Source organism: Streptomyces lycii (assembly GCF_009735685.1).
In the GTDB taxonomy this organism is placed as follows: domain Bacteria; phylum Actinomycetota; class Actinomycetes; order Streptomycetales; family Streptomycetaceae; genus Streptomyces; species Streptomyces lycii.
The window spans coordinates 68,503-93,721 of the sequence record NZ_WHPN01000373.1; the positions used below are offsets into that span (position 1 = coordinate 68,503).

At 72.7% G+C, this 25,219-nt stretch carries 16 protein-coding genes; 10 read left to right on the forward strand and 6 right to left on the reverse strand.

Features of this window, described 5'->3' with window-relative positions; translation table 11 throughout:
* Positions 1-164 precede the first annotated feature (164 nt).
* On the reverse strand, positions 165-2,777 hold the full coding sequence (locus GCU69_RS25345; RefSeq protein ID WP_235978697.1) for a glycoside hydrolase family 48 protein: 2,613 nt from the start codon (positions 2,775-2,777) through the stop codon (positions 165-167).
* A gap of 1,016 nt (positions 2,778-3,793) precedes the next feature.
* On the opposite strand from GCU69_RS25345, the gene GCU69_RS25350 reads away from it, so the two are divergent.
* The 3 genes from GCU69_RS25350 (at position 3,794) to GCU69_RS25360 (ending at position 7,229) form a co-directional block, all read left to right on the forward strand.
* Positions 3,794-4,795 (forward strand): glycoside hydrolase family 6 protein, encoded by a 1,002-nt coding sequence (locus GCU69_RS25350; RefSeq protein WP_098754413.1) that lies wholly within the window; start codon positions 3,794-3,796, stop codon positions 4,793-4,795.
* 80 nt (positions 4,796-4,875) lie between these two features.
* The gene (locus tag GCU69_RS25355; protein WP_235978701.1) at positions 4,876-5,283 is read left to right on the forward strand and encodes a DoxX family protein; all 408 of its coding nucleotides are present in this window, start codon (positions 4,876-4,878) and stop codon (positions 5,281-5,283) included.
* Positions 5,284-5,831: 548 nt separating this feature from the next.
* Entirely contained in the window at positions 5,832-7,229 is a 1,398-nt protein-coding gene (locus tag GCU69_RS25360; protein ID WP_098754415.1) for a glycoside hydrolase family 6 protein, read from the forward strand.
* A 168-nt stretch (positions 7,230-7,397) separates the two neighbouring features.
* Here the strand turns inward: GCU69_RS25360 and GCU69_RS25365 are convergent, their stop codons facing one another.
* Positions 7,398-8,999, reverse strand: a complete 1,602-nt coding sequence (locus GCU69_RS25365; RefSeq protein WP_156207267.1) for a thiamine pyrophosphate-dependent enzyme — start codon at positions 8,997-8,999, stop codon at positions 7,398-7,400.
* Between the two features lie 372 nt (positions 9,000-9,371).
* Positions 9,372-10,895: an MFS transporter gene (locus tag GCU69_RS25370; RefSeq protein ID WP_156207268.1), complete on the reverse strand. Its 1,524-nt coding sequence runs from the start codon at positions 10,893-10,895 to the stop codon at positions 9,372-9,374.
* Positions 10,896-11,402: 507 nt separating this feature from the next.
* Between GCU69_RS25370 and GCU69_RS25375 the strand changes: the two genes are divergently transcribed.
* Positions 11,403-12,164, forward strand: coding sequence for an IclR family transcriptional regulator (locus tag GCU69_RS25375; protein ID WP_156207269.1), 762 nt, complete (start codon positions 11,403-11,405; stop codon positions 12,162-12,164).
* Positions 12,165-12,433: 269 nt separating this feature from the next.
* A complete protein-coding gene (locus GCU69_RS25380; protein ID WP_156207270.1) occupies positions 12,434-14,701 on the forward strand; it encodes an N-6 DNA methylase in 2,268 nt (755 codons plus the stop codon).
* A gap of 259 nt (positions 14,702-14,960) precedes the next feature.
* Here the strand turns inward: GCU69_RS25380 and GCU69_RS25385 are convergent, their stop codons facing one another.
* Positions 14,961-16,457 carry a hypothetical protein gene (locus GCU69_RS25385; protein WP_156207271.1) on the reverse strand — a complete coding sequence of 499 codons (1,497 nt, stop codon included), beginning with the start codon at positions 16,455-16,457 and terminating at the stop codon, positions 14,961-14,963.
* 423 nt (positions 16,458-16,880) lie between these two features.
* Between GCU69_RS25385 and GCU69_RS25390 the strand changes: the two genes are divergently transcribed.
* The 3 genes from GCU69_RS25390 (at position 16,881) to GCU69_RS25400 (ending at position 20,260) form a co-directional block, all read left to right on the forward strand.
* Positions 16,881-17,582 carry an alpha/beta fold hydrolase gene (locus GCU69_RS25390; RefSeq protein WP_156207272.1) on the forward strand — a complete coding sequence of 234 codons (702 nt, stop codon included), beginning with the start codon at positions 16,881-16,883 and terminating at the stop codon, positions 17,580-17,582.
* 390 nt (positions 17,583-17,972) lie between these two features.
* A complete protein-coding gene (locus GCU69_RS25395) occupies positions 17,973-18,812 on the forward strand; it encodes an alpha/beta fold hydrolase (RefSeq protein WP_098755118.1) in 840 nt (279 codons plus the stop codon).
* 398 nt (positions 18,813-19,210) lie between these two features.
* Positions 19,211-20,260, forward strand: coding sequence for an LLM class flavin-dependent oxidoreductase (locus GCU69_RS25400; RefSeq protein ID WP_156207273.1), 1,050 nt, complete (start codon positions 19,211-19,213; stop codon positions 20,258-20,260).
* Positions 20,261-20,726: 466 nt separating this feature from the next.
* Here the strand turns inward: GCU69_RS25400 and GCU69_RS25405 are convergent, their stop codons facing one another.
* The gene (locus GCU69_RS25405; protein WP_156207274.1) at positions 20,727-21,251 is read right to left on the reverse strand and encodes a hypothetical protein; all 525 of its coding nucleotides are present in this window, start codon (positions 21,249-21,251) and stop codon (positions 20,727-20,729) included.
* A gap of 395 nt (positions 21,252-21,646) precedes the next feature.
* Between GCU69_RS25405 and GCU69_RS25410 the strand changes: the two genes are divergently transcribed.
* A complete protein-coding gene (locus GCU69_RS25410) occupies positions 21,647-22,459 on the forward strand; it encodes a polysaccharide deacetylase family protein (RefSeq protein WP_218037977.1) in 813 nt (270 codons plus the stop codon).
* Positions 22,460-22,670: 211 nt separating this feature from the next.
* Here GCU69_RS25410 and GCU69_RS25415 read toward each other — a convergent pair whose 3' ends face one another.
* Positions 22,671-23,456 carry an SGNH/GDSL hydrolase family protein gene (locus GCU69_RS25415; RefSeq protein ID WP_098755427.1) on the reverse strand — a complete coding sequence of 262 codons (786 nt, stop codon included), beginning with the start codon at positions 23,454-23,456 and terminating at the stop codon, positions 22,671-22,673.
* A gap of 400 nt (positions 23,457-23,856) precedes the next feature.
* Here GCU69_RS25415 and urtA point away from each other — a divergent pair, with 400 nt between their 5' ends.
* The gene (gene urtA, locus GCU69_RS25420) at positions 23,857-25,143 is read left to right on the forward strand and encodes an urea ABC transporter substrate-binding protein (RefSeq protein WP_156207275.1); all 1,287 of its coding nucleotides are present in this window, start codon (positions 23,857-23,859) and stop codon (positions 25,141-25,143) included.
* The last annotated feature ends 76 nt before the right edge of the window (positions 25,144-25,219 follow it).

Sequence of the window (25,219 nt, forward strand, 5' to 3'; positions counted from 1 at the left end):
CCGCGACGGGCGGTGACAATCCACCGCCGGGTTGGGCGCGTCCGGCGGTTTCGCTGCCGCGGCGGCGCGCGGGAGGAACGCCTTGCCGCCGCGTCAGACGCGCCCGTGTGGCGTGGTGGCCGGGTCACGGCGGGCCCGGTGCGGGCCCGCCGCTCCCGACCGTGTTACTCGGTGCCGAACAGGGCGACGTGCGCGGAGAACGCCGTGGCGATCTCAGCCTGTGCCCAGTAGCGGTGGTACGTGAACGTCGGCTCCTCGCCGCCGTCCAGGTACTCCTGCACCTTGCTCCACTCCGGGTCGCTCTCGTAGAAGGACCGGATGGACAGGAAGGTGGAGTCCGAGTTGATCTCGTCACCGTTCGGCATGGTGCCGGTCCAGCCGTCGGGGACGTAGAGCTTGTCGTCACCGGACTCGACGACGAACCGCTCGTAGTCGCCGCGGGTCTCCTCGAGCGCGATGCCCAGGTCGTCCTGGTGCTCGAGCAGGCCGTCCAGCAGCCCCTCACCGGCGAGCCGTGCCTCTTCGTCGCCCGAGCCCGCCGCGTAGTACAGCAGGGTCTTGGCGAACGAGGCCGCGACACCGACGTCGTTGGTGTGCGAGGTCACCTCGACGTGCAGGTTGCTGTTGTCCGACGGGCTGCCGCTCCAGTCGTCGGGCTGGCCGCTCCACTCCATCTCACTGGGGATCTGGTAGTTCCCGGTGCCGTCGATGGTGGAGTTCTCCAGGGCCCAGTCGACCCACTTGTCCATGATGGCGCCGGCGCGCTCGTCACCGGTCTCGGCGTACAGCTCGGCCGTCCGCTGCAGGCCCCAGACCTGGAAGCCGAACCACCGGTTGGACGGCGGGTCGTTCCAGACCGGCTGCCAGTCGTAGTACATGCCGTAGAACGTCGAGGCGTCGGACGGCGGGGTGCCGTAGTCGCCCTCCCAGCTGTTGGTGGCGCCACCCGCGATGGCACCCTCGGAGGACTGCAGCCACTGCAGGAACTCCAGCTGCCGGTCGAGGCTCTCGGCCCAGTCCTCCTGGCCGGTCGAGGACTGCGGCTGCATGTCCGGGTCCTCGGCGAGGGCCCAGGCCGCCATCGGGTTCTGGTAACCCTGGTGCGACGCGCTGCCGCCGATGCGCCAGGCCCACGGGTACTCCGCGGACTCCAGGGCACCGCCCCAGGCGTAGTACCAGGACATCAGGTAGTGCGCGCTGTCCTTGCCGGAGCCGGCCGGGCAGGACGGGCTGGTGCAGTCACCGATCGCCTTGAAGTACTTGTCGAACATGGCGTACCGGAGGTAGTCACCCATCTTGGTCGCCTTCTCGACGACGTCGGCGACCTCACCGCCGTTGCCCTGCGCGGCAGCGGCTTCCTTCGCCTGGTACGCGACCTGCACGGCACGTGCGTCGGCGTCCGGGGCGTTGGTGTACTTCCACTGCTCGGAGTAGTTCTCGTCACCCGTGAACAGGTCCAGGTAGCCGTTCTCACCGCCGTGCGCGAAGGTGTCGCAGGACGGCTGGGTCACGGTCTCCCAGACCGACTCCTGGGAGCCGCGCTGGAACGTGTTGATGAAGACCGGCTCGGCGTCCGACTCGTCGCCGCAGAAGCCGAAGCCGTACGTGTTGTCCACGTCCAGCAGCCAGTGCATGCCGTAGATCTCGTCGCTGCCGTACGCGGACGACAGCTCCTCGGCCAGCGGGTCCTCGCCGACGGAGACGTCACCGTCGAGCTGCGCCGGGTACTCCGAGGGGTGGGTGTGCTCCGGAGCGTAGGTCGCGGGGCTGCTCGGGTCGTAGGCGCCGTTGGTCGGCTGGTCCTCGGTGCCCGGGATCGCGAACTTCTCCAGCGAGGCCCAGGCGTCGTTGAACGGCCCCCAGTCCTCGGTGAGACGGCCGTACTCGGACTCCAGCCACAGGTAGTAGGTGAAGGCCTCGGAGGTCGTCTCGTGTCCGTGGTCCGGCGCCTCGACGATCAGCGTCTCGATCGAGTGGTACGGCACCTTGAGCCCGTCGAACTCGCGGTAGTAGCCGCTGGACGGGTCGCTGATCTTGTTGTACTGGTCGAGGAACGCCTGCTCGTAGTCGCTCGCCAGGGCGCCCAGTTCCTGCACCGGGGCGGTGCCGGTCTCGTGGCCCTTGGCGCTCGCCTCGAACTTGGCCAGTCCCGCGTCGCCCTTCTTGTCGGCGGAGACGACGGTGACCTGCTGAGCCTTGTCCCAGTTCTCCGGGGTGAAGGTCAGCTTGGAGGTCTTGGCGCTCAGGTCCTTGTTGCCGGACGCGCGCTCGATCGTGACCTCGACGTCGGAGGCGGGCTTCGTCGTGAGCGAGACGTCGAAGGTGGTCTCGGCGCCCTGCTCCACGTACGCGGTGACCGGTGAGGCGACGACGGCCGGCTTCTCGATCACGCTGACCAGCGAGGGGTGCGAGCTGACGGGCTTGCCCTCGGCGTCGTAGGCCTTGGCCGTCAGCGAGTACTGGCCCTCGGGCGCGTTGGCCCACTTGCCCTCGAACGGCGCCTCGGCGTCGGTGGCCAGCAACTGGTTGTCGGCGTAGAACTCGACCTTGCTGACCTCGCCGGAGGTCTCCGCCTTCAGCGGGACGGACTTGTCCGCGAGCACGTAGTTGCCGCCGCCCCGGTCCTGGGACGCGAGGGAGACGGTGGGAGCCTTGGCGGGGGCGTCGGCCTCCGTGGCGAACGTCGTCCCCGGCACCACCCCCGCCACCAGTGCGGCGAGGGCGAGCCCGCCCGTAACGGGGCCAGGCCGCAGCCTGCGCCGTAGGTGAGTTCTCATTACCTGGGGGTTCCTCTCTGTCATATGGGTGGGGGCCATATGTGCGGGGCATAGAGGCGCGTGCCCGGTCCGCCGTATCGCGAGCGGACACATCACACGTTGGTTCCGGCCCCGTGAGTGGGCTGTGGGTGCGGCCACTCACGGAGCCGGCGATATGGGGGCGAGATCGGCCCAGGTGTTGCACCGGCACAACGCCGGCGAAGCAGTGAACAGGGCCGGGCAGCGACTGAAACCGCTTCCAGTGCCGGGACTGTAGCGGCACCCCGGGGTCCTGAAAACCCTTACTGACGAGTCCAGTTCGGCATTCACCGTTGGCACGCCCATCACAGGCGGCTCACCTGCTGTTTTGTTGACGCTCCGACAAAAAACGCGGCTCGTCGGCTGGTTCGTGCCCCTGGGAAACGCGCTGACCTGCGGCGGAGCAGTCAATCCTGTGCACTCCTATTGACAGGGACACACCCCGCGCTCACTCTAAGAGCGCTCCCAGGGTTCCCAGACCCGCCGGGAGCGTGATCACCGGCCGACCAACGCGCACCCCGTCGTCGGCGCGAGTCCTGTGATCGCAGCGAGAAGCACGGCGGCCCGGGACGGCCGGAACGGGACCATCTGCCCTGACCCCCCGCTTGGGCCTCTGCACATCCACGGGCCGCCGTGTACTCCGCTCCGCAACCCCCGTCTGGTCCTGTGATCACGGAGGCACCCCACATGACCCCGAGCCGGCAACGGACCGCGCGGCGCGCCGTTCCGGCACGCGCGTGCGCCGCCGCCGCGCTCACCCCCGTACCGCCGGCCGCCCCGCCGCGAGCGGCCGGCGCCACCCGTGCCGTACCGCCCGCCCACCGTGCCGCACGACGGCACCGGGCACCCGCCGACCCGACCGATGCCGCCGCCCGCCCCGGCCCCCCGGCTCCGGGAGGACACCAGCGGATGTAGACCACCGCTCGACCACCGGGCGGAAACATCCCTGGAAGCGCTTCCAAGAGCCGGTTTCTCCACCCCACCCATGGAGTTCCCAGATGAAGAAGACCTCCCTCGCAGCTGCTGGTGCGGCGGCTCTGGCCGTCACCGCCGTGATGGTCTCCGCACCGACGACCACCGCCACCACGGACAAGGCGGCGGCCGAGTCCGACTTCTACGTCGACCCCGAGACCCAGGCCGCCGAGTGGGTCGCCGAGAACCCCAACGACTCGAAGGCCTCCGTGATCGGGGAGAAGATCGCCTCGGTCCCGCAGGGCCGCTGGTTCACGACCTCCAACACCGACGAGGTCCGTGCCGAGGTCGACGCCTACGTCGGCGCCGCCGCCGACGCCGGCAAGACGCCGATCATGGTCGTCTACAACATGCCCAACCGGGACTGCGGCGGCGCGAGCAGCGGAGGGGCGGCGAACCACAGCGAGTACCGGCAGTGGGTCGACGAGATCGCCGCCGGGCTGAACGGACGGCCCGCGGCCGTCATCCTGGAGCCCGACGTCCTGGCCCTGATGTCCAACTGCATGGACGACGGCCAGCAGCAGCAGACGCAGGAGTCGATGGCCTACGCCGGCAAGGCGCTCAAGGCCGCTTCGCCCGAGGCCAAGGTGTACTTCGACGCCGCGCACTCGACCTGGCTCCAGCCCGGTGAGATGGCTTCCCGGCTGGTCGCCTCCGACATAGCGAACAGCGCCGACGGCATCTCCACCAACGTGTCGAACTACAACTTCACCGACAACGAGGTCGCGTACAGCACCGCGGTCCTCGACGCGGTCGGCGACGCCGGCCTGGGCGCCGTCATCGACACCAGCCGCAACGGCAACGGCCCCGACCCCGCGGGCGAGTGGTGCGACCCCGCCGGCCGGGCGATCGGCACCCCGAGCACCGCCGAGACCGGCAACGACCGCATTGACGCCTTCCTCTGGATCAAGCTGCCGGGCGAGGCCGACGGATGCATAGCCCAGGCCGGCCAGTTCGTTCCGCAGCGGGCCTACGACATGGCCGTGGCGGCGAACTCCGCGACCACCTCCGAGGATGATTCCCGATGACTGTCTCCCGACCGGATCCCCTGGTGACCGCCGTCCCCGACCGCGGCACCGGCACCGGCGCCGCCGTGGACGCCCGCGGCCTGTCGGCCGTGCTCGACCGCGCCCGCGAACCCGTGATCGGCGTCTTCCGCATCGTTGTCGGCCTGCTCTTCGCCTGCCACGGAGCGGCGACGCTGTTCGACGTGCTCGGCGGGCCCCACGCCGGGGTCCCGGAGTTCGGCGCGTGGCCGGGCTGGTGGGCCGCGGCCATCCAGTTGGTCGGCGGCGCGCTGGTGCTGCTGGGCGCCTGGACCCGGGTCGCGGCGCTGGTCTGCTCCGGTTCCATGGCGTATGCCTATTTCGTGGTGCACCAGCCCGAGGCGCTGTTCCCGATCGAGAACGGCGGCGAACCCTCGGCCATGTTCTGCTGGGCCTTTCTGCTGATCGCGGTGCTGGGACCCGGCCGCTGGGCAGTGGATTCGCTGTTCACCAGGAAAATCGCCGCGTAAAGAACCGTGCGCGGCCGGACTGTTGGCCACACAATTTTTCGAGCTGCCCGGATCCGTATACGCGATTGCCTGTTCCGCGTATACGGAGCCGGGCTCGAAGTCGTCTCCCGGGAAAATGCCCGGCGCTCCCCCCGGCGCCCGGAATACGGTCGCGGCCCGGGTCCGCCGGCAAGCGGTGCGGCACCTTCGGCACCATGGAGAGCCCGGCATTCCCCTGGCCGTCGCGATGATCACGGGTGCGCCGTGCGCCCCGCGGAGAGCCGGGAAGATCCGGGACACAAGGGCGGCAGTGCCACGATTGGGAACGTGCGGACTTCCCGCGAACAGGAATATTTCGGTGATGAAACGCCGATCGAAACAGCTTGTATCCGAGACCTTTTCAGATCGTTCCACCACTGGTACCGTCTTCGTCGTGGGAGCGCTCCCATTGTGTCTCGGTTCTGCCGTCCGCGGCAGATCCGGGACATCAGCACCATCGGAGTGTTGGCCCAGTCCCCCCACACCTCGGGGCACGGGAAAGTCCCGAGGTGACACCGATAGGAGCTCAAATGAGAACCGATTCCCCAGGCGGACGCAAATCCCGCGTCCGTCGCGCCGTCACCGCAGTGAGCGCAGCTGCGCTCGCCTCCGGTTTGCTCATTGCCGCGGGGAACACAGCGAACGGTGAAACGGCGGAGACCTCTGCCGCGGCGGCTCGCGTGGACAACCCTTACGAGGGTGCTCAGGTCTACGTGAACGAGGACTGGTCCGCTCAGGCCGCCGAGAGCGGCGGCGAGGCGATCGCCGACCAGCCCACCGCGGTGTGGCTGGACCGGATCGCCGCGATCGACTCCGGTTCCGCGGGCGAGAACACCATGGGCCTCGCCGACCACCTCGACGCGGCGCTGGAGCAGGGTGCCGACGTTCTCCAGATGGTCACGTACAACCTGCCCGGCCGTGACTGCGCCGCGCTGGCCTCCAACGGTGAACTCGGACCGGAGGAGATCGACAAGTACAAGAGCGAGTTCATCGACCCGATCAACGAGATCGTGTCCGACCCGAAGTACGCCGATCTGCGGATCGTCAACGTGGTCGAGATCGACTCGCTGCCCAACCTCATCACCAACGTGGGCGACCGTGAGACGGCCACCCCCGAGTGTGACGTGATGAAGGCGAACGGCAACTACGTCGAGGGCGTCGGCTACGCGCTCGCCACCCTGGGCGCGAACGAGAACGTCTACAACTACATCGACATCGGCCACCACGGCTGGATCGGCTGGGAGGACAACTTCTCCGCCACCGCCGAGCTGCTGCACGAGGCGTCCAACACCGCCGGTGCCACGGTTGACGACGTCGCCGGCTTCGCCGCCAACACCGCCAACTACGGTGCCACCGTGGAGCCTCACTTCTCCATCGACGACACCGTGAACGGCACGCCGATCCGCAACGAGTCCTCGTGGGTCGACTGGAACAACTACGTGGACGAGCTGTCCTTCGCGCAGGCGTTCCGCGAGGAGGCCGTCTCGGCCGGCTTCAACAGTGACGTCGGTGTCATCATCGACACCTCCCGCAACGGCTGGGGCGGCCCCGACCGTCCCACCGGCCCCGGTAGCACCAGCGGCACGGCCGACGAGTACGTCGACTCCAGCCGCATCGACCGCCGTATCCACCTCGGCAACTGGTGCAACCAGGACGGCGCCGGCCTCGGCGAGCGGCCCACCGCCTCTCCGGAGTCGGGTATCGACGCCTACGCGTGGATCAAGCCCCCGGGCGAGTCGGACGGCTCCAGCGAGGAGATCGAGAACGACGAGGGCAAGGGCTTCGACCGGATGTGCGACCCCACGTACGAGGGGAACCCGCGCAACCAGAACAACATGTCGGGCGCCAAGGACGGCGCGCCGGTCTCCGGTCACTGGTTCCAGGCTCAGTTCGAAGAGCTGATCGCGAACGCTCACCCGCCGGTGTAACCAGCCTCGTGTGAACACCTGACGGTGATCACCTGAGTCCGGACACCACGCCGGCAGGGGCCCGGTACGACCTTCCAGGTCGTGCCGGGCCCCTTCGCCGTGCCGGGCCCCTTCGCCGTAAGCGGCTCACGGCTCACGGCTCACGGCTCACGGCTCACGGCTCACGGCTCACGGGGCGAACGACGGGTCCGGTTCCACGGTCACCTCCAGCAGCAGCGGTTCCGTCCGGCCCGGGAGGGTGGCGGCCACGGCGTCCAGCTCGCGCAGCAGCGCCGCGTGGTCGCCGACCCTGCGGGCCGGGCAGCCGAGTGCCTCGGCCAGCCCGCGGACGCTGATCTCCTCGAAGGCCGGCCAGGGGGCCTTTCCGCCGTGCTTCTCCGCCAGCCGGTCCATGACCGCGTAGCGGCCGTTGGCGAGGACGACGAAGACGGCACCGACCCCGTAGTGGACGGCCGTCCACAGTCCCTGGATCTGGTAGAGCGACGAGCCGTCGCCGACCACCGCGACCACCGGGCGTTCCGGCGCCCCCATGCGGACGCCGATCGCCGCGGGTACGGCGAAGCCGAGCCCGCCCATGGCCGCGCTGAGGAAACCGAGCGGCTGCCGGGCCGGCAGCAGCGCGTGCAGGTCGGGGCGGCTGGACGGGGTCTCCTCGACGACCACGGTGTCGGCCGGGAGGCGTTCGGCGAGGGCGGCCAGGACGTGCGCGGCCCGCAGCGGGGCACCGGCGGCGGGCACCGGCACGGCGGGCGCGGCGCCGCACTCCGGGGCGGGCCGTGCGGTGCGGGCGGACACCCGGTGCGCCAGTGCGGCGCAGAACGCGGGCAGCGGGGCGAGGACGGCAAGTTCGACGGGCGCGTTACGGGCCTCGGCCGGGTCGTCGGTGACGACGGCCAGCCGGGTGCCGTCCGGCGCCAGCGGGCCGGCCTCGTACGGATACTGGCGCAGCACGGGCGCGCCGATCACCAGCACCAGGTCGTGGCGGCCGAGCGTGGCCCGGAGCCGGGTGCGGTCGGCCGGCAGGTGCCCGGCGAACCGCGGGTGGTCCTGCGGGAATCCGGCCCGCGCCCCGAAGGACTCCTGCCACACGGGGCAGCCGAGCCGTTCCGCGAGGCCGGTCAGCGCCCGCCAGGTGGCGGGGTGGTCCGCGCCCGCGCCGACGACCAGGGCGGGCCGCTCGGCCGCGTCGAGGAGTCCGGCCACCGCGGCGACCGACTCCGGGTCGGCCGCAGTCGCCTGGCGCAGGGCGCGGGGCGCGGCCTCGGGCAGCTCGTCGGCGGGCTGCTGCCAGTCGTCCATCGGCACGACGACCAGGGCGGGGCCCCGGTCGGTGCGGGCCGCGTGCCACGCGCGGCCGAGGGCTCCGGGCACGTCCTGGGCGCGGGGCGGGCTCTCGACCCGTACCGGGTAGTCGCCCGCCAGGCCCTCCAGCCGGCCGGTGAGGAACGGCCGTTGGGCGAGATGGCGGCGGTCCTGCTGGCCGACGACGACCACCAGGGGCGCCCGGTTCTCGCGGGCCGTGGCGAGGGCGCCGACGGCGTTGCCGAGGCCCGCGGTGGTGTGCAGCAGGACGAACGCCGGTTCGTCCCGGGCGACGGCCCAGCCGGTGGCCGTGCCGACGACCGATCCCTCGTGCAGGGCGAGGACGAAGTCCAGGTCGTCGGGGAGGTCCGCGAGCAGGGACACCTCGGTGGAGCCGGGGTTGGCGAAGACGGTCGTCATGCCGTGACGCCGGAGCATGTCGAACGCGGCGTCCCGCACGGTGCGCATGGAGATGATGATTCCTTTCGCTGTGCTGTCGCCGGGCCTGCCGCACCGGGTTCCGGTGAGCGGGCACGGCGCGGTGTGACCGGCGACGCGTGGCCGGCGCGGTTGGCCGGCGTTGTGTGACCGGCGCGGTTGGCCGGCGTTGTGAGACCGGCGAGCCGGGGCAGCTTGTGCCGCCCGGTCGCCGCCCAGGGCCGCCTTCCGCCGCGGACGGCCCGCGGACGCCCTCGGACGCCCACGGACGGCGTGCGGCCGGGGGCGCGGCCGGTCGGGTACGGACGGTCGAGTGCGGATACGTCGAGTGCGGACGGTTACGGAACACTGCCGGTCACGGGCTGCCGGTCACGGGGCTTGCGGTTACGGGCTTGCGGCGGGTCAGACCTTCACGGAGATCCCCGGGCTCCCGGTTCCGCTCGGTCCGCGCTGCCCTCGTACGCAGGCCAGGACGCAGAAGCCCGCGACGACGATCCCGGCGTCCAGCCAGACGGCCGCCGTCCAGCCGCCGGTGCGGTCGCGCAGCACACCGCTGATGGCCGGAGAGAGCACGGCGCCCATCTCGCCGATGAGGTTCTGCATGCCGAACGCGGAGCCGCGCAGCTCCGGTTGCGCGATGTCGGCGGTGAGCGCGTGGCCGATCGGCTGGAGGGCGTTGAAGAAGAGGCTGGCGGTGAACAGCAGCAGTCCCATGACGAGCAGCGACGGCTTCTCCGCGGCGCTGAGGTACCAGGCGAAGCAGACGGTGAGCACGGCCTGCACCCCGGTGAACGTCAGCATCATCTCCTTGCGGCCCCAGCCGCGCCGTACCCCGTAGTCGGAGAGCCAGCCGCCCGCCGGGAAGCCGAGGATGCCGGCGCCGGCATTGAAGCCCGCGGTGAGCGCGGCGCTCATGAAGGAGGAGTTCGCGGCGCCCGCCACGATCGACACCGACCAGAAGCTGAAGAACCAGAGGTTCCAGAGAATGGCGATGTTGGCGAGGTAGATGAGGAAGAGGTCGCGGTTCCGCAGGACGGGCTTGAGTTCCTCGCCCTTGCGGGACAGGGCGTACATCACCAGGCCGACGGCGAGGGCGACTTCGAGGAGCGCGATCCACAGCCCGGACAGGCCGGCCTTGTCGCCCAGCAGGTACACACCCATGATCAGCGCGAGCGAGACCGCGGAGTATCCGGCGAGCCGCAGCGAGGCGCCGCCGAGTTTGGCCAGGCTCAGATGCTCCCGGAACCGGTGGGCCAGCAGGAGTCCGACGGCGACGGTCGCAGCGCCGAGTATCCAGAACGCCATCCGCCAGGCCTCGATGTCGGGCATGACGAGCCGGCCGATCCCGATCAGGTGCGGGGTGAAGACGGTGGCGATCGTGATGCCGAAGGCGAGCCCGGTGATGACGACGCCCATGCCGAGGCTCCGGTCGCGCTCGGGCGTGGTCTCGGTGATGAGGGTGCGGTCGTTGGAGTAGTACGCGCCCTCGCCGAGGCCGGTGACGACACGGATCACGATGAACGCGACCAGCCCGCCGATGAAGCCGGTGAGCAGCGTCGCGATGCCGGCCCAGAGCAGGCTGACCACGATGAGCGTGCGGTGGCCGTACCGGTCCCCGAGATAGCCGCCGGGGAACTGGGTGAGCATGTAGCCGGCGAAGAAGAGACCGCCGATCAGGCCGCCCAGCGCGTGCGGGTTGTCGGTGTCGGTGAGGAAGGCGACGTCGTTCTCGATCATCCAGGTCACGACGGGGCCGGTGACGGCGCGGTCCGCCGCGCTGACGGTCCAGCCGAGAAGCAGCAGCAGCCAGAGCGTGTGCCAGGGGCGGAGGCGGCCGCCGCCGGGGACCGGGCCGCCGCCCGGGCTCCCGGTGCCGGTCGCGATGGGCGGGGTGGGGGGCGGGCTGTCTCCGGAAGGGGCCTGCATGGCGGGTCTCCTGGGGGATGCGACTCGTGCGGGGCGCGGCGCCGGCGCGGTCGGGGGGCTGGGGGCGAGAGGGCTGGGGGACGGCGGCGCCGTCCCGGCCGGCAGGGGAACGGCCGGGCGGTGCGGACGCCCGAGGGGGCGGAAGGCGGTACGGGACGGCAGGGGCGGCACGGAGGACGGAGTCGGTACGGAGAGCGGGGGGCGCGGTGCGGAAAGCGGGGGCGGTGCGGAGAGCGGGGGCGGGAGATGCGGCGGACGGGATACGGAGACCGGTCGGGGGCGGACGGGGAACGGAGGCGGAGGCCGGGCGGGGGCGCGGACGCGGCGGGAAAGGGCGGGCAGTGGCGTGTGGGGGCGGCCGGCGGACGCGGAACGGACGGATCCAGTCGGCCCGTTGTCGTTCCGCAGAGCGGAAAGACGCTGCTCGCGACCTCGACCTGCGGATACGCGGCCCGACTCTAGGGCTGGTGCCTGCATTGCGGAACACTCGGAGCTAGGATTTCTGCTATGTCGAACAAACCGGTCCGCTCCGAAGGCTCCAGCTCCGTGGGGCACGCGCTGCGCGCGCTGCTCTACATGCGGGGCCGGGAGTCCGTACGGCTGACGGAGGTCAGCGGGCACCTCGGAGTGGCGCGCTCGACGGCGCACCGGCTGCTGGCCACGCTCCGCGAGCACGGCTTCGTCGAGCAGGAGCCCGCCGGCCGGCGTTACCGGCTCGGGCCGGCCCTCGTGGCACTGGCCCGGGGCATCGGGGACGAGCGCGCCCTGATCCGCGTCGCCCGCCCGCATCTGGAGGCGCTCCGCGACGCCGCCCGGGAGACGTCGAACCTGCTCGTCCTGGACGGCCCGGACGTCTTCTTCCTCGACGGCGCCGACGGTCCGCAGCCCCTGCGGGTGGCGCCCCGCACCGGGGACCACGTACCGGCGTACGGCACGGCGGGCGGGAAGGCGCTGCTCGCCGAGCTTCCGCCGGGGGCGCTGCTGAGCCGCTACCCGAAGGGCCTCCAGCGGCTCACCCCGACGACACTGCCGAGCCTCGACGCGCTCGCCGCCGACCTGGCCGCCTGCCGGGCGCGGGGCTACGCGCTCAATCTCGACGAGAGCGTGCCGGACGTCCGCGGGATCGGCGTCCCGGTCCGGGACCGCACCGGCGTCTGCGTGGCCGCGGTGACGGTGTCGGCGCCGAGCACCCGCCTGGACGCCGCGCGCACGGAGGAACTGGCGCCGCTGCTGCGGCGCGCGGCGGAGCGGATCGCGGCTGACCTCTGAGACGTGGTTGCGCCGGGGATGATCCGCACACCGCGGTACCGGAATGGAGTTCCGGCAAGCCGCCTCCCGGGCCGGTACGCGCCGCGGGTGCGCCGGTGACCCGCCGGGCACCGGGTGCCATGGATAAATCAGGGCATTCGTGAACTAAGTCAAGGATCGTACTGGCCGGGCGTCACGCCTCCTTATAGGGTGACGATCCGTAGCGCCCGAGGTTCCCCACCGCCGGTTCCGTACGGAATCGGTCGCCCTCAACTGCCGCCGGAGAGGCCATGCCAGCATCCACAGAGCCCCATGTCTCGGTGACTTTGGCGGAGATCGCACGGATCGCGGGCGTCGGCCGCGCGGCGGTGAGCAACTGGCGGCGCCGGCACGACAGTTTCCCCCAGCCCGTCGGCGGCACGGACACCAGTCCGCAGTTCGCGCTCTCCCAGGTCGAGGAGTGGCTGCGGGCCCAGGGCAAGCTGAAGGAGGACGCGGGCGGCCGGGAGCGGCTGTGGCCGCAGTTCGAGGCCTTCGGCGACCGGGACATGATGGGCCGGGCCATCGCCGCGGTCGGCGCCAGGGTCCCCGCTCCGGGCGGCGCACCGGGACCGGTGCCGCCGCCCGTGGACGGCGGACTGACCGAGGCGCAGGAGAACGCCGTCGAACAGGCCGTACGGGCGGCCGGTGAGGACGGCGGCGCAGAAACGTTCGACTTCCTGCTCAACCGCTGGCTGGGCACCCATGTGCGCCAGATCGCCACCACCCCGGAACCGCTGGCCGCGCTGATGGCCGAACTGGCCGAACTGGCGGGCGGCCCGGACGCTCCCGCGTCCCCCGGCACGGAACGCGACCCGGCCGAGCCCTGGACCGTGCTGGACCCCGCGTGCGGCGTCGGCGGCCTGCTGCTGGCGGCGGCACGGCACCGGCAGGCCCGCGCGGCGGACGGTACCCCGGCACCCTCGGCGGGGCTCCGGCTCCGCGGCCGGGACAGCGATCCGGTGCTGGTCTGCCTCGCGGCGGCGCGGTTGGCGCTGGCCGCCGGTGCGACCGCTGTCCCGGACGCGGCCCGCGGCCGGGACGGATCCGCAGGTGACCGGAAGGACCGGTCCGCCGGCCCGCACCGCGCCGCCGGCCCCGGCGACTCCCCGATCTCGGCCTCCATCAGCCGCGCCGACAGCCTGCGCGAGGGCGCACCGGCGGGCACCGGCGCCGATGTGGTGCTGTGCAACCCGCCGTTCAACGAACGCGACTGGGGCCACGCCGAGCTGGCGACCGACCCGCGCTGGGTCTACGGCCACCCGCCGCGGACCGAGCCCGAACTCGCCTGGGTGCAGCACGCGTTGTCCTGTCTGCGGCCGGGCGGCACCGCCGTGCTGCTGCTGCCGCCCGCGGTCGCCTCGCGCCGTGCCGGCCGCCGCATCCGGGCCGCCCTGCTGCGGGCCGGGGCGCTGCACGCCGTGATCGCGCTGCCTCCCGGCGCGGCGCCGCCGCACGGGGTGGCGCTGCATCTGTGGGTGCTCCGCGCCCCGGTCGAGGGCGGCGCGGCGGGCACCGAGCTGCTTTTCGTCGACGCCGCGCAGCACCGTACGGAGCAGGCGGGCGGCACCGGCGGGGCGGGCAAGGCGGCGCTCGACTGGCCGGCGGTGAGCGAGACCGTCCTGTCGGCCGTGCGGTCCCGCAGTTCTCAGCGGCGTCCCGGCACCCGCGGGGCGGCCCCGGCCGCCGGCGCCGGCGAGCGTCCGCCGGGCACCAGGACCGTGCCGGTGATCGACCTGCTGGACGAGCAGGTGGACCTCACCCCCGCCCGCCACGTCCCGGTGTCGGCCGCGGTCGCGGGAGCCGGGCTCGGGCGGCGCTGGTCGCGGATGACCGCGCTGCTGGACGAGCTGCGCGCCGCCGCCGGCGATCTCGCGCGCCTGGACTTCGCCGACGGCGCGCCGGGCGGCCAGGGCTCCACGACGGTCGGTGAACTGGCCCGCGCGGGCGCTCTCACGCTGCATCCCGGCCAGGCCCCGCCGGACGGCACGGTGCGCGAGGGCGGTCCGGACGCGCCGAAGGGCTCGGCGCCGTATCTGACCGTGCAGGACCTGCTGCTGGGCGGCGCGCCGCTGGGCCGCGTCGCCGCCGGGGACGTCGCGGCGGGCGGCGGGGACGGCACGCTCACGGTCACGGAGACGACCGATGTGGTGGTCGTCGGCTCGTCCCGGGCGTTCGACGCGTGGGTCGACGCGGACGGACCGACCGTCCTGGGCCCGCAGTTCCACGCGCTGCGGCCCGATCCCGCACTGCTCGACCGGTGGTTCCTGGCCGGCTGTCTGCGCGCCCCGGCGAACGCCCGGCAGGCCGGCAGCCACGCCTCCACCGCGTCCAGGGTCGACGTACGCCGTCTCCAGATCCCGCGGCTGCCGCTGGACGAACAGCGGCGCTACGGCGAGGTGTTCCGGCGCCTCGCCGACTTCGAACGGCTGCTGGGCGAGTCGCGCGGCCTCGGCACGGAGCTGCTCCGGGGCCTGAGCGACTGCCTGTCGGCGGGCGGGCTGGCGACGCGGCCCTGACGGCCGGGCCCGCGGGGCCGCCCGGGACCGGCGGGCGACGCCGCTCGCCACCCGCCTGTCGCCGCTCGCCTGTCGCCGCTCGCCACACGCCGTCCCGCCGTCCCCGTCCGCCGCACGCCGCCCCGCCGCTCACACACGCCGTCCGCCGTCCGCCACACGCCGCCCACACACGCCACACGCCGTCCGCCACCCAGCGTCCGCCGTTCGCCGTTCGCCGTTCGCCGATGGTGCCCGGTGCCCGGGGACGCAGGGCCGGGCCTCAGCCCGGGAGCCGGTAGATCCCCATGAAGAGGGTCTGGAGATCCGCGTGGTCCTCCAGACGGCGCTGTTCGGTCACCTGGTCCTGGGGCACCGGGGCCGGAGCGTCTCCTTCCGCCGGAGCAGCTCCTTCCACCGGAGCGGCCGGCCTGGCGCGGTACGGGGTGTGCTGCTCCAGTTCGTGCGGGCCGATCATCCTGGTGTCCGGTCTGCGTTCGCCGATGACATGGACCTGGCGCAATGCTCCGACCCCCTCGCGCTCGCGCGACGACAGGTCCAGGGCGTCGTTGGACGTGCCGACGCCCTGGTTGCGGACCACCGCCTTCCCGAGCCGGGAGCCGGCCGACACGAGGATCTGGAGGTGCGGCCGGGGGCCTCCGCGGTTCTTCCAGTCCTCCAGGGCGCGCTTCTTGTCGTGGTCGAGACAGATCTCCAGCGAGACGGTCAGATTGCCCATGGTGAAGGTGCTGGAGTCGGTGGCGGCCTCCCCGGCCCGCTCGAAGTTCGTCTTCAGCCGGGCGCCGAGTCCGCGGTCCGCCCGCTTGTTCCGCGCGGCCTCCTCCGGGGACGGGTGGTAACCGGAGACGTCGGCGCTCTCGTTCCGCTTCGTGGTCTCGTGGACGATCCGTCCGTTCATGACGGCGACCGCGCCGTTCCGCAGGACCGTGCCCGCTGCCGAGGACTCGCCCCAGACGATGCTGCCCGGCACGATCAGCATGCCCGGTGAGGCGGCGCTGAGCTTCAGCATCTCGTTGACGATGTGATCCTTGTCCGCCCGGGAGAAGGCGGTTCCCGGCCGCTTGAAGTACCACTCGGGCGCCGTGAACAGGCCGACCGTGTCCGCGCCCGCGCCCTGGGCCCGGAACTGCCGGTGGGCTTCCGTGATCTTGGCTCGCATCATCGCGATCCGTACGTCCGCCTCCTTGGTGACGGTCTGCTGCATCGTGGCGACCACCTGCCGCCGCTCGTCGGCGGACGCGCCGGTGAAGGCGCCCGCCTCCGACAGCATCGCCCCGGCCTGGTAGACGGCCAGGTTCTGGTAATCCGTCCCGGGCTCCTCTCCGGCCGGGACGCCTTCGCGCAGCCGCAGGGTCAGCGCGCGGCGCTCCTCCTCCACCTCCGAGGCCAGCCGCTCCGCCGCGTCGGCCCTGCCGCTCTCCGGGGGACCGCCGGTGTACTGCTGCTTCTCCTGCCGCCAGACGACCAGCGTCTCGGCCAGCGTCGACAGCCGGTCGTGCAGTTCCTCGTCCGTCGTCCCCTCCGTGCTCGCGGCGCCGTGGTACGCGGTGAGAGCTGCGTCGACGGCCTTCAGGGCCGCGGACCGCCCGGTCACGGCGTGCTTCGACAGGCTCTGCCAGGTCCGGTCGTCCATCACGGCCCGCTGCACGGCCACGGGACCCGCCAGCAGCCCGACCACGGCGGCGTTGCCCGCGGAACTCTGCAGTCCGGCGAGGGCGCCCGGGGTGAGCCCGCGACCGGGCCCGGCGGCGGGCCGCACGCCCGCCGGTCCCGCTGCCGTACCCCGGTGCGGTGTCCGGGCGTCCGGCCGTACGGGCCCGCGCGCGGCCGGGTCACGTGACTCTCGATGCTGGTGCACGCCGTCCCCCCGGAAGCCCCTGTGCCGCCCTGCCCGACCTGTCAGTCTCGCACCGGGCCGGGCACCGGCGCGGGCACCGGCCGGTGCCCGGGGCCGCAAGGGCAGCACGACTGCCCGTGCCGGTGCCCGGACGGGCATCCGCGTCCGCTGCCGGGCCGCGCGCCGGGGTCTCAGCCGCCGGTGGCACCGGTCACGGGCCGGGCCGGGCATCGCCGTGCCGGGTCGTACCGTGCTTCGTCAGACCGTGCTTCGCCGGGCGGTGCTTCGCCGGGCCGCCGGGCCGGGCCGTCGGGCGGTGTCAGACCTCTGCGTTACGTTCCCGGCATGACGCAATTCGTACTCGTGGCAGGCGCGTGGCTCGGAGCATGGGCGTGGGACGACGTGCTGCCGGAGCTGCGGGCCGCCGGACACGGGGTGCGGGCCCTGACGCTCTCCGGCCTCGCCGAGAAGCAGGACGTGCCCGCCGGACAGCAGACACACGTACGGGACATCGTCGGCGAGATCGAGCGGCTGGACCTGCGGGACGTCGTCCTGGTCGGCCACAGCTACGCCGGCATTCCGGTCGGCCAGGCTGCCGAACGGATCGGGGACCGGCTGCGGCGGGTGGTGTTCGTCGACTCCGGAGTGCCCGTCGACGGCGAGTCGTTCGCCTCCGGCTGGTGGCAGGGCCGGGAGGCGCTGGAGGCCGTGATCGCCGAGCACGACGGCCGCTGGCCGCCGCTGACGGCCGGGGAGTACGCCGGACAGGGGCTCACCGAGGAGCAGACGGCCCGGATCGTGGGCGGCGGCACGCCACACCCCGGCGCCACCCTGACCGGCCCCGCCCGGCTGGAGCGCCCGCTCGGCGAGCTTCCCGCGACGTATGTCAAGTGCCTGCTCGACGGCCCGGAGCCCGGCGCCGCGGTGGCGGAGCTGCTGAAGGGTGAGCGCTGGGAGCTGGTCCGGATGGACACCGGCCACTGGCCGATGTTCTCCCGGCCGCGTGAACTCGCCGGCGTCCTGCTGCGGTCGGCCGCCACGGCCTGAGTGCCCCCTCGCCCCGGGTCCCACGGCCCGCCGCCGGCCCGAGACCTGTCGCCCCGTCCGGAGACCTGTCGCCCCGCCCGGAGGAGGCGTCCCGTCCGGAGCTGGCGCCCGCCCGGAGGAGTCGTCCCCTCCGGAGGTGACGCGCCCTCCGGAGGTGACGCGCCCTCCGGAGGTGACGCGCCCTCCGGAGGTGGGTGGCACTCCGAAGGCGGGTGGCACTCCGAAGGTGGGTGGCACTCCGCCCCGAGGTGGCCCCGGAGGTGGCGCCCCGCCCGGAGGCGCTGCCCGGCCGCGGAACGGACGTGGCGCCCCGCCGCCTGCCCGAACGCGCTGCCCCTGGCGGCCCGGCGTGTTGCCCCGCCTGCCGCCGGGCCGCGAGGATGCGTCTCCATGCCCACCTTCCTCAGCACCGACGGCACCCGGCTCGCCCACCACAGCACGGGCAGCGGTGATCCGCTGATCGTTCTGCCCGGCGGGCCCATGCGGGCCTCCGCGTATCTCGGCGACCTCGGCGGTCTCGCCGCGCACCGCACCCTGCACCTGCTGGATCTGCGGGGCACCGGCGCGTCCGAAATTCCCGCCGACCCCGGTTCGTACCGCTGCGACCGCCAGGTCGGGGACCTCGAGGCATTCCGCGGACAGCTGGGTCTGGAGCGGTTGGACATCCTGGCGCACTCGGCCGGGGCCAATCTCGCGCTGCTGTACGCGGCGCGCCATCCGGAGCGGATCCGGGGCCTGACACTCGTCGCCCCGGGTCTGGCGGCACTCGGATTCCAGGCCACCGAGGCATCCCTGCGCGAGGCGGCCGAACTGCGCTCGGGACAGCCCTGGTTCGCCGAGGCGAAGGCCGCGTTCGAGGAGATTCTCGCGGGACGGGTGACGGAGGAGAACCGGCAGGCCGTCATGCCGTTCTTCTTCGGCCGCTGGGACGCCGCCGCGCGGGCGGTCGCCGAGGCGAGCCCGGCTCAGCGCAACCAGGAGGCCGCGGCCGTCTTCGACGCCGAGGGCGCGTACGACCCGCCGGCGACGCGCGCGGCCCTGGCCGGGCTCTCCGCCCCGGTGCTGGTGATCGCCGGGGAGCTGGACGGCCACCCCCGGCCCGCCACGGCGCGTGAGGTCGCCGCCCTCTTCCCCGGCGGCAGGTCCGCGGTGGTGCCGGGAGGCGGCCACTACCCGTGGCTGGACGCCCCGCAGGACTTCGTGCGCCTGGTGACCGGCCCGGGACGGTGACGGGGCTCGGGGTGGTGACCGGCTCGGGACGGTGACGGGCTCCCGGGGGTGACTGGGCTCGGGACGGTGACCGACTCCCGGTGACGACCGGGCTCGGGACGGTGACAGGGCTCCGGGCAGTGACCGGCTCGGGACGGTGACGGGCTCCCGGGGGTGACCGGGCGCGGGACGGTGACCGGCTTCCGGTGACGACCGGGCTCGGGACGGTGACAGGGCTCCGGGCAGTGACCGGCTCGGGACGGCAACCGGGCCGACGGGGTCCGAGGCCCGGGCCCCCTGGACGGCACCGCCCGTTCTGATCAGACTCGCACCGTGGCCGCGCGCCGGCCGGAGGGAGGAGCCGGTCCGCGCGCCCCTGTACGGCACGTTCACCCGTTCCGTGACACAAGGCGGTGCAGATGAAGTTCAGCTACGCCATTCTCCCCGACTACCCCCTCTCCGAATCCCTCACCTCCATCCGGCTGGCGGACGAGCTGGGCTTCCACGCCTGCTACGCGGCCGACGAGACGTGGCACAAGGACCTGTGGCAGTTGTTCGCCGTCGCCGCAGGCCGGACGTCCCGGATCCGCTTCGGCCCCAGCGTCTCCCCGGTCACCCTCCGCGAGCCGAGCCTCATCGCCCAGTCGCTGGCCACGCTGGACGAACTGTCCGGCGGCCGCGCCGAGGGGGTGCTGTCCAGCGGGAACTTCGGGCTGCTCGCGCAGTACGGCATGGACTGGTCCCGTACGAAGCCGCTGTCCCGGGTCAAGGAGGGCCTGAGCGCCGTCCGCGCCCTGCTCGACACGGGGTCCGTCAGCCAGCGGGGCGAGTTCTACAGCTACGACGGGCTGTTCACCTTCGCCCGCCCCGTCCAGGAACGGCTCCCGGTGATGCTGGGCGCCATGCGCGGGCCCAAGTCCTTCGAGGCGGCGGGCGAGTTGTCGGACGGCTGCCATCACGCGCTCAGCTACACGCGAGAGGCGTACGACTACGCCGTACGGCACATCCGGATCGGCGCGGAGCGCGCGGGCAAGGACTGGCGGCAGCTGGACATCGGGGCGTGGGTGGTGTTCGCCACGGGCACCGACTCGGCGAAGGCCAAGGAGGCGGCGCGCAGCATGGTCGGCATCTACGCTTCCTCGATGCCGCAGGAGCAGCTGCGCCGCAACGGTGTCGACCCGGCCGAACTCAAGCCGGTGATCGACGCCATCGGGGCGGGTGATCTCGCCCGCGGGATCGAGCTGACGACTCCGGAGATCGCCGACCGGCTGTCCGTCTCCGGGACCCCGGAGGAGTGTCTGGAGAAGATCCGGCAGGAGATCGCGCCGTCCGGGGTGAACCACATGATCTGCGCGATCACGGACCGCGGTCTCGTACGGGCCTTCACGGGGCGTGATCTGGACGGTGTGGCGAGCGTGGACGAGCAACTGCGGCTGATCCACGAGAGGATCATGCCGGCCTTCGGCTGACGGACGCCCGGGCGGTTCTCCGCCCGGGCCGCCGCTTCCGGGTTCCGGGCGGCGTGCCGTGCGCGCCGGTGCCGGTGCCGTGGGCGTCTTCCCGCGGTGCCGGTGCCGTGGGCGTCGTCCTGTGGTGCCGCTGGCCGGGCGGGTCGCCACCGGGCCGGTACCGACGGCCCGGGACCGGTCGGCGCCGGAGTCAGGGACGGCTGCCGGAGGGTCGGTGCCGGGGCCGGGTGGTTGCCGGTGCTGGTGCCGGGGCCGGGTGGTTGCCGGTGCCGGGTCAGTGCCGGTGCCGGGTGGGATGCCGGGTCGGTGCCGTGACTGCCGCCCCCGTCCCCGTATCCGCTCCAGCCGTTCACGGTGTTCAGGACGTTCACGCGTTCACGCTCGCCGCGCACCGCGGATCCGGTGGTTTCCCTTCCGGCACTCCCCGTCTCGGTGCTCTCCGTTCGGCGCTCCCCCTGTTCCCGTGCTACCCGGCCCCGCCGCTCTCGTCGTCCTCGTCGCCGGTGGCTCCGCCGTCGCTCGTCGCCGAGCAGTTCGCCCCGCCCACGATGACGACGGTGTCCCCGGGCTTGATCTCGGTGCCCGGTTTCGGCCGCATGCCCCGGTAGCCGCACGGCTCCCCCGCGGTGTCGCTGAACTCCCGCGTCAGCGTGACGCACAGGGTGCCGCCACACGCGTCGACGAACCGCTGCTCCAGCTTCTTCCACATGCTGGGCGAGCCGCGGTGGCCCTGGTTGTTGATGGGCCGGTCCCGGTGCTCCCAGTCGGGCACCCGCAGCGACTCCGGGGCCCCGGAGGCGTCCTGGCCCTCACCGTGCCCGTCGCCGTGCCCCTCGCCGTGGTCACCGTGGGCACCGCCGTGCGCGGAACCGGTGCTCTTCTGTTCCTTCGCGGGGCCGCCGTCATCGGTGCCGTCGCCGCCGCAGGCCGCCGCGGCGAGGCACAGCAGCAGGATCGCGCCCGCACGTGACATCCGCCGTAATGCCGTCATGACAACCCCTGTGACTTCGAAGTCCCGACACTGTGGAAGGAGGATGACATCCGATCACCCCGCCGTCGAGACGCACTCGGCACGGACATCGGCACGGACATCGGCACGGATGGCCGGGCGGACATCGGCACGGACATCGGAGCGAGCCCCCGTACGCGACGCGGAACGGAACCGGAACGCGACGCGGATGCCCGCCCGGAGGATCTCCCGCGGCGAGCGGGGACGCCGAGAGGTCTTGACCGCTCGCTTCCGCCGCCTTAAGGTCACCCCGAACTTCCGGTAAATCACCGAAACTTTTCGGTGACTCTGCGTCAGTTGCGGGACCGACTGGCTCATGGGTCCGTCCCGCCTTGCCCTTCCGATGATGTTCGGAGAAGGGACTAACCTTGTTTGCCTTGCGCAGGAAGGGCGGCTCCGAAGGCGCCGTCTCCCCCCACGACCCCCACACCCCCGCGTCCACCCCCGCGTCCACCCCCACCGGCCGCCGCCCCTGGCGCCGACCCGTCACGCTCTCCGCGCTCGCCGTGCTGGTCGCCGGCGCGGTGGTCACCGGACCGAGCGCCGTGGCGGGCGAAGAGCGGCAGCAGCAACAGCAGCAGGACCGGCGCGCCGCCGCCACGATCGTCACCTCCACCGGCAAGAGCGGCAGTTCGGTCGCCTTCACCTTCGACGACGGCCCCGACCCCACCCACACCCCGGCCATGCTCGACGTGCTCAAGAAGCACGGCGTGAAGGCGGTCTTCTGCCTCTGGGGCGACCACGTACGGCAGTACCCGAACCTCGTCAAACGGATCGCCGACGAGGGGCACGTGCTCTGCAACCACTCGATGAGCCACAGCGACATGGGCGGCTGGTCCGCGGCTCAGGTGCGCTCCGACCTCGAAGCGACCAACGCCCTGATCCAGCAGGCGGCTCCGGGAGCGCGGATCGCCTACTTCCGTGCTCCGTACGGCAGCTGGGGCCAGGCCGGTGACGTCGCCGAGCAGCTGGGCATGACGCCGCTCGGCTGGCGGATGGACATCCAGGACTGGACGCCGCCGGGCGCGGGCGAGCTGGCCCGCCGGCTGCGCGACGGGATCACCCCGGGCGCGGTCGTGCTGATGCACGACGGCGGCGGTGACCGCAGCCAGACCGTGCAGGCCGTGGACACCGTCATCCCGGAGTTCAAGGCGAACGGCTGGTCCTTCGACCTTCCCGCGGGCGGGTGACGGCGCCTCCGGCGGGAAACGGGTTCACCGTTGCGAGGGCCGTCCTTCCCGGGTAGCGGCACCACCGCAACGGTGATGCCGGCCGGCCACTGCCCCGGCCGGCCGGCAACTCTGCCGGGCGTAGCACCACTGCCCCCACGCCCGGCAGAGCCGGGGGCCCGCACGGACCCCCGGCACCCGGCGCACCCCTCCGGTCGCGCCCACGCGTCCGTCAGCCACCGAGCGCGGCCGAGAAGGCGGGCAGATACGCCGCGGCGTGCCCCTCGGCCGTCGGGTGGACGTTGGAGGCGCTGATCCACGGGTCGTCGGTGCAGATTTCGTGCCCGGCGAAGGCGGGACGCCCGTCGGCGAAGGCGAAGCCCGCGGCCTCGGCTCGCCCGGCGATGGTGGCGTTGAGCAGGTCGGAGCCGTCGTTGACGGCGGAGCGCTTGCCGGAGCTGAGGCCGCCGAAGCAGTAGCCGCCCTCCCGGTAGAGATGCGGATAGCCCATGACGACGACCTCGGCGGAGGGCGCCTTCGCCCGCACGGTGGCGTAGAGCGCGTCCAGCTCGCCCGGAAGCTCGTTCCGTACGTACGTGCCCGCCTCCTCCAGGGCCCGTTCGCAGGCCGACTGCGTGGAGTACTTGCAGCTGAGCATGGTGCTCGCGAACCCGGAGTCGTTGCCTCCGATGCTGAGGCTGACCAGCGTGGTCGTGGGAGCCAGCGACTCGATCTGGTCCTCCAGCACATCCGGGATGCGCGCTCCGCCGCAGGCCGCGAAGGTGAAGGAGGCGGGGGCGTTGGCCTCGGCCCAGAGGGCCGGGTAGGCGTTCTCACTGCGGGTGCAGGCGATGTCGGAGTAGTCACCGGCGCCGGTGCCGGAGGCGTAGGAGTCGCCGAGGGCGACGTAGTGCTCGCCCGCCGCCGCACCGGTGGTCCCGGCGGCGCTCGCCGGGACCGGGACGGCGGCCAGGCCCAGAACCAGCAGGGCTGCGGGGAGAGTTCGGCGGATGCGCACGGCTCGGCCTCCTGTGGGGGCGGGATTCGGGGGGCGGCCGGGCGTCACCGGCCGTCAGCCACCCTCCCGCCGGTCCCGCCCTGCCGCATCGGCCGAACCACCGGCCGGATCCCGCCGGCCGGTGGTTCGGTCCGGCCCCGGCCCGCCCCGGGCCCGCGCATGCCGCACGCCGCATGCCGCCGCACGGCATGTCCCCGGCCGGGCCGTGCCGGGCCGAGCCTTGCCGTGCCGGGCCGTGCCGAGCCGAGCCACGGGGCCGTACGCGCAGCGGTACCGGTTTGCCGACGCGTGTCGTGACTCTTCATCGAAGTGAAACGCCGGGGAAATCGCGGAGCCCGAGGCTCATTGCCGTCACCTGCCGTCCCGACGTCACGGCCCCTGCGGGGGCGAGGAGGCTCGTATGCCCGTCCGTATACGCACGTCCCGCGGAACCCGGCCGCCCGTCACCCCCCGCCGCGCCCACGGCACGGCCGGCCTGGCCGCCGTACTCGTCCTGGCCCTGGCCGGCTGCGGCGCCAAGACCGGTGAGACGGACGGCGCCGCCGGGCGGAGCGTCAAGGCGGACGTCTCCGGCGACACCGTCAAGGTCGGCCTGCTCAACTCGCTCTCCGGCACGATGGCCATCAGCGAGGTCACCGTCAGGAACTCCCTCCGGCTGGCGATCCGGGAGATCAACGAGGACGGCGGCGTGCTCGGCAGGAAGATCCGGCCGATCAGCGAGGACGGCGCCTCCGACTGGCCGACGTTCGCCGAGAAGTCGCAGAAGCTCATCCGCGAGGACCGCGTCGCGGCCGTCTTCGGCTGCTGGACCTCCGCCAGCCGGAAGGCCGTCAAGCCGGTGTTCGAGAAGAACAACGGGCTGCTGTTCTATCCCGTGCAGTACGAGGGCCTGGAGCAGTCGCCGAACATCTTCTACACGGGGGCCACCACCAACCAGCAGATCGTGCCCGCCCTCGACTACCTCAAGTCCCGGGGCGCCGAGTCGCTGTACCTGGTGGGCAGCGACTACGTCTTCCCGCGCACCGCCAACAAGGTCATCAGGGCCTACGCCGAGGCCAACGGCATGAAGGTGGCCGGTGAGGACTACGCGCCGCTCGGCTCCACCGAGTTCAGCTCCATCGCGGGCAAGGTCCGCGCGGCGAAGGCCGACGCCGTCTTCAACACCCTCAACGGCGACAGCAACGTGGCGTTCTTCAAGGAGTACAAGTCCGCCGGGCTGACCGCCGCGAAGATGCCCGTCCTGTCCGTCTCGATCGCCGAGGAGGAGGTCAAGAGCATCGGCCCGCAGTACCTGGAGGACCAGCTCACCTCCTGGAACTACTACCAGACGACCGAGGGCGCCCGGAACAGCGACTTCGTCGCGGCATACAAGGCGGAGTACGGGCGGGACAAGCCGACCTCCGACCCGATGGAGGCCGCCTACACGTCCGTGTACCTGTGGAAGGCGATGGTCGAGAAGGCCGGGTCGTTCGACGTGGAGAAGGTCCGCGAGGCGTCGGACGGCATCACCTTCGACGCCCCGGAGGGCGAGGTCACCGTAGACGGCGAGACCCAGCACCTCCACAAGACCGCCCGGGTGGGGAAGATCGGCGCCGACGGACTGATCGAGGAGGTCTGGAGCTCCGACGGGCCCATCGCGCCCGATCCGTATCTCAAGGACTACGACTGGGCGTCCGGCCTCTCCTGAGACGGACCCGGCCGTTCCGCGACGGATCCGTCCGCTCCGGCGACGCATCCGGCGCCCGGGCCCGCTCGCCCGGCGG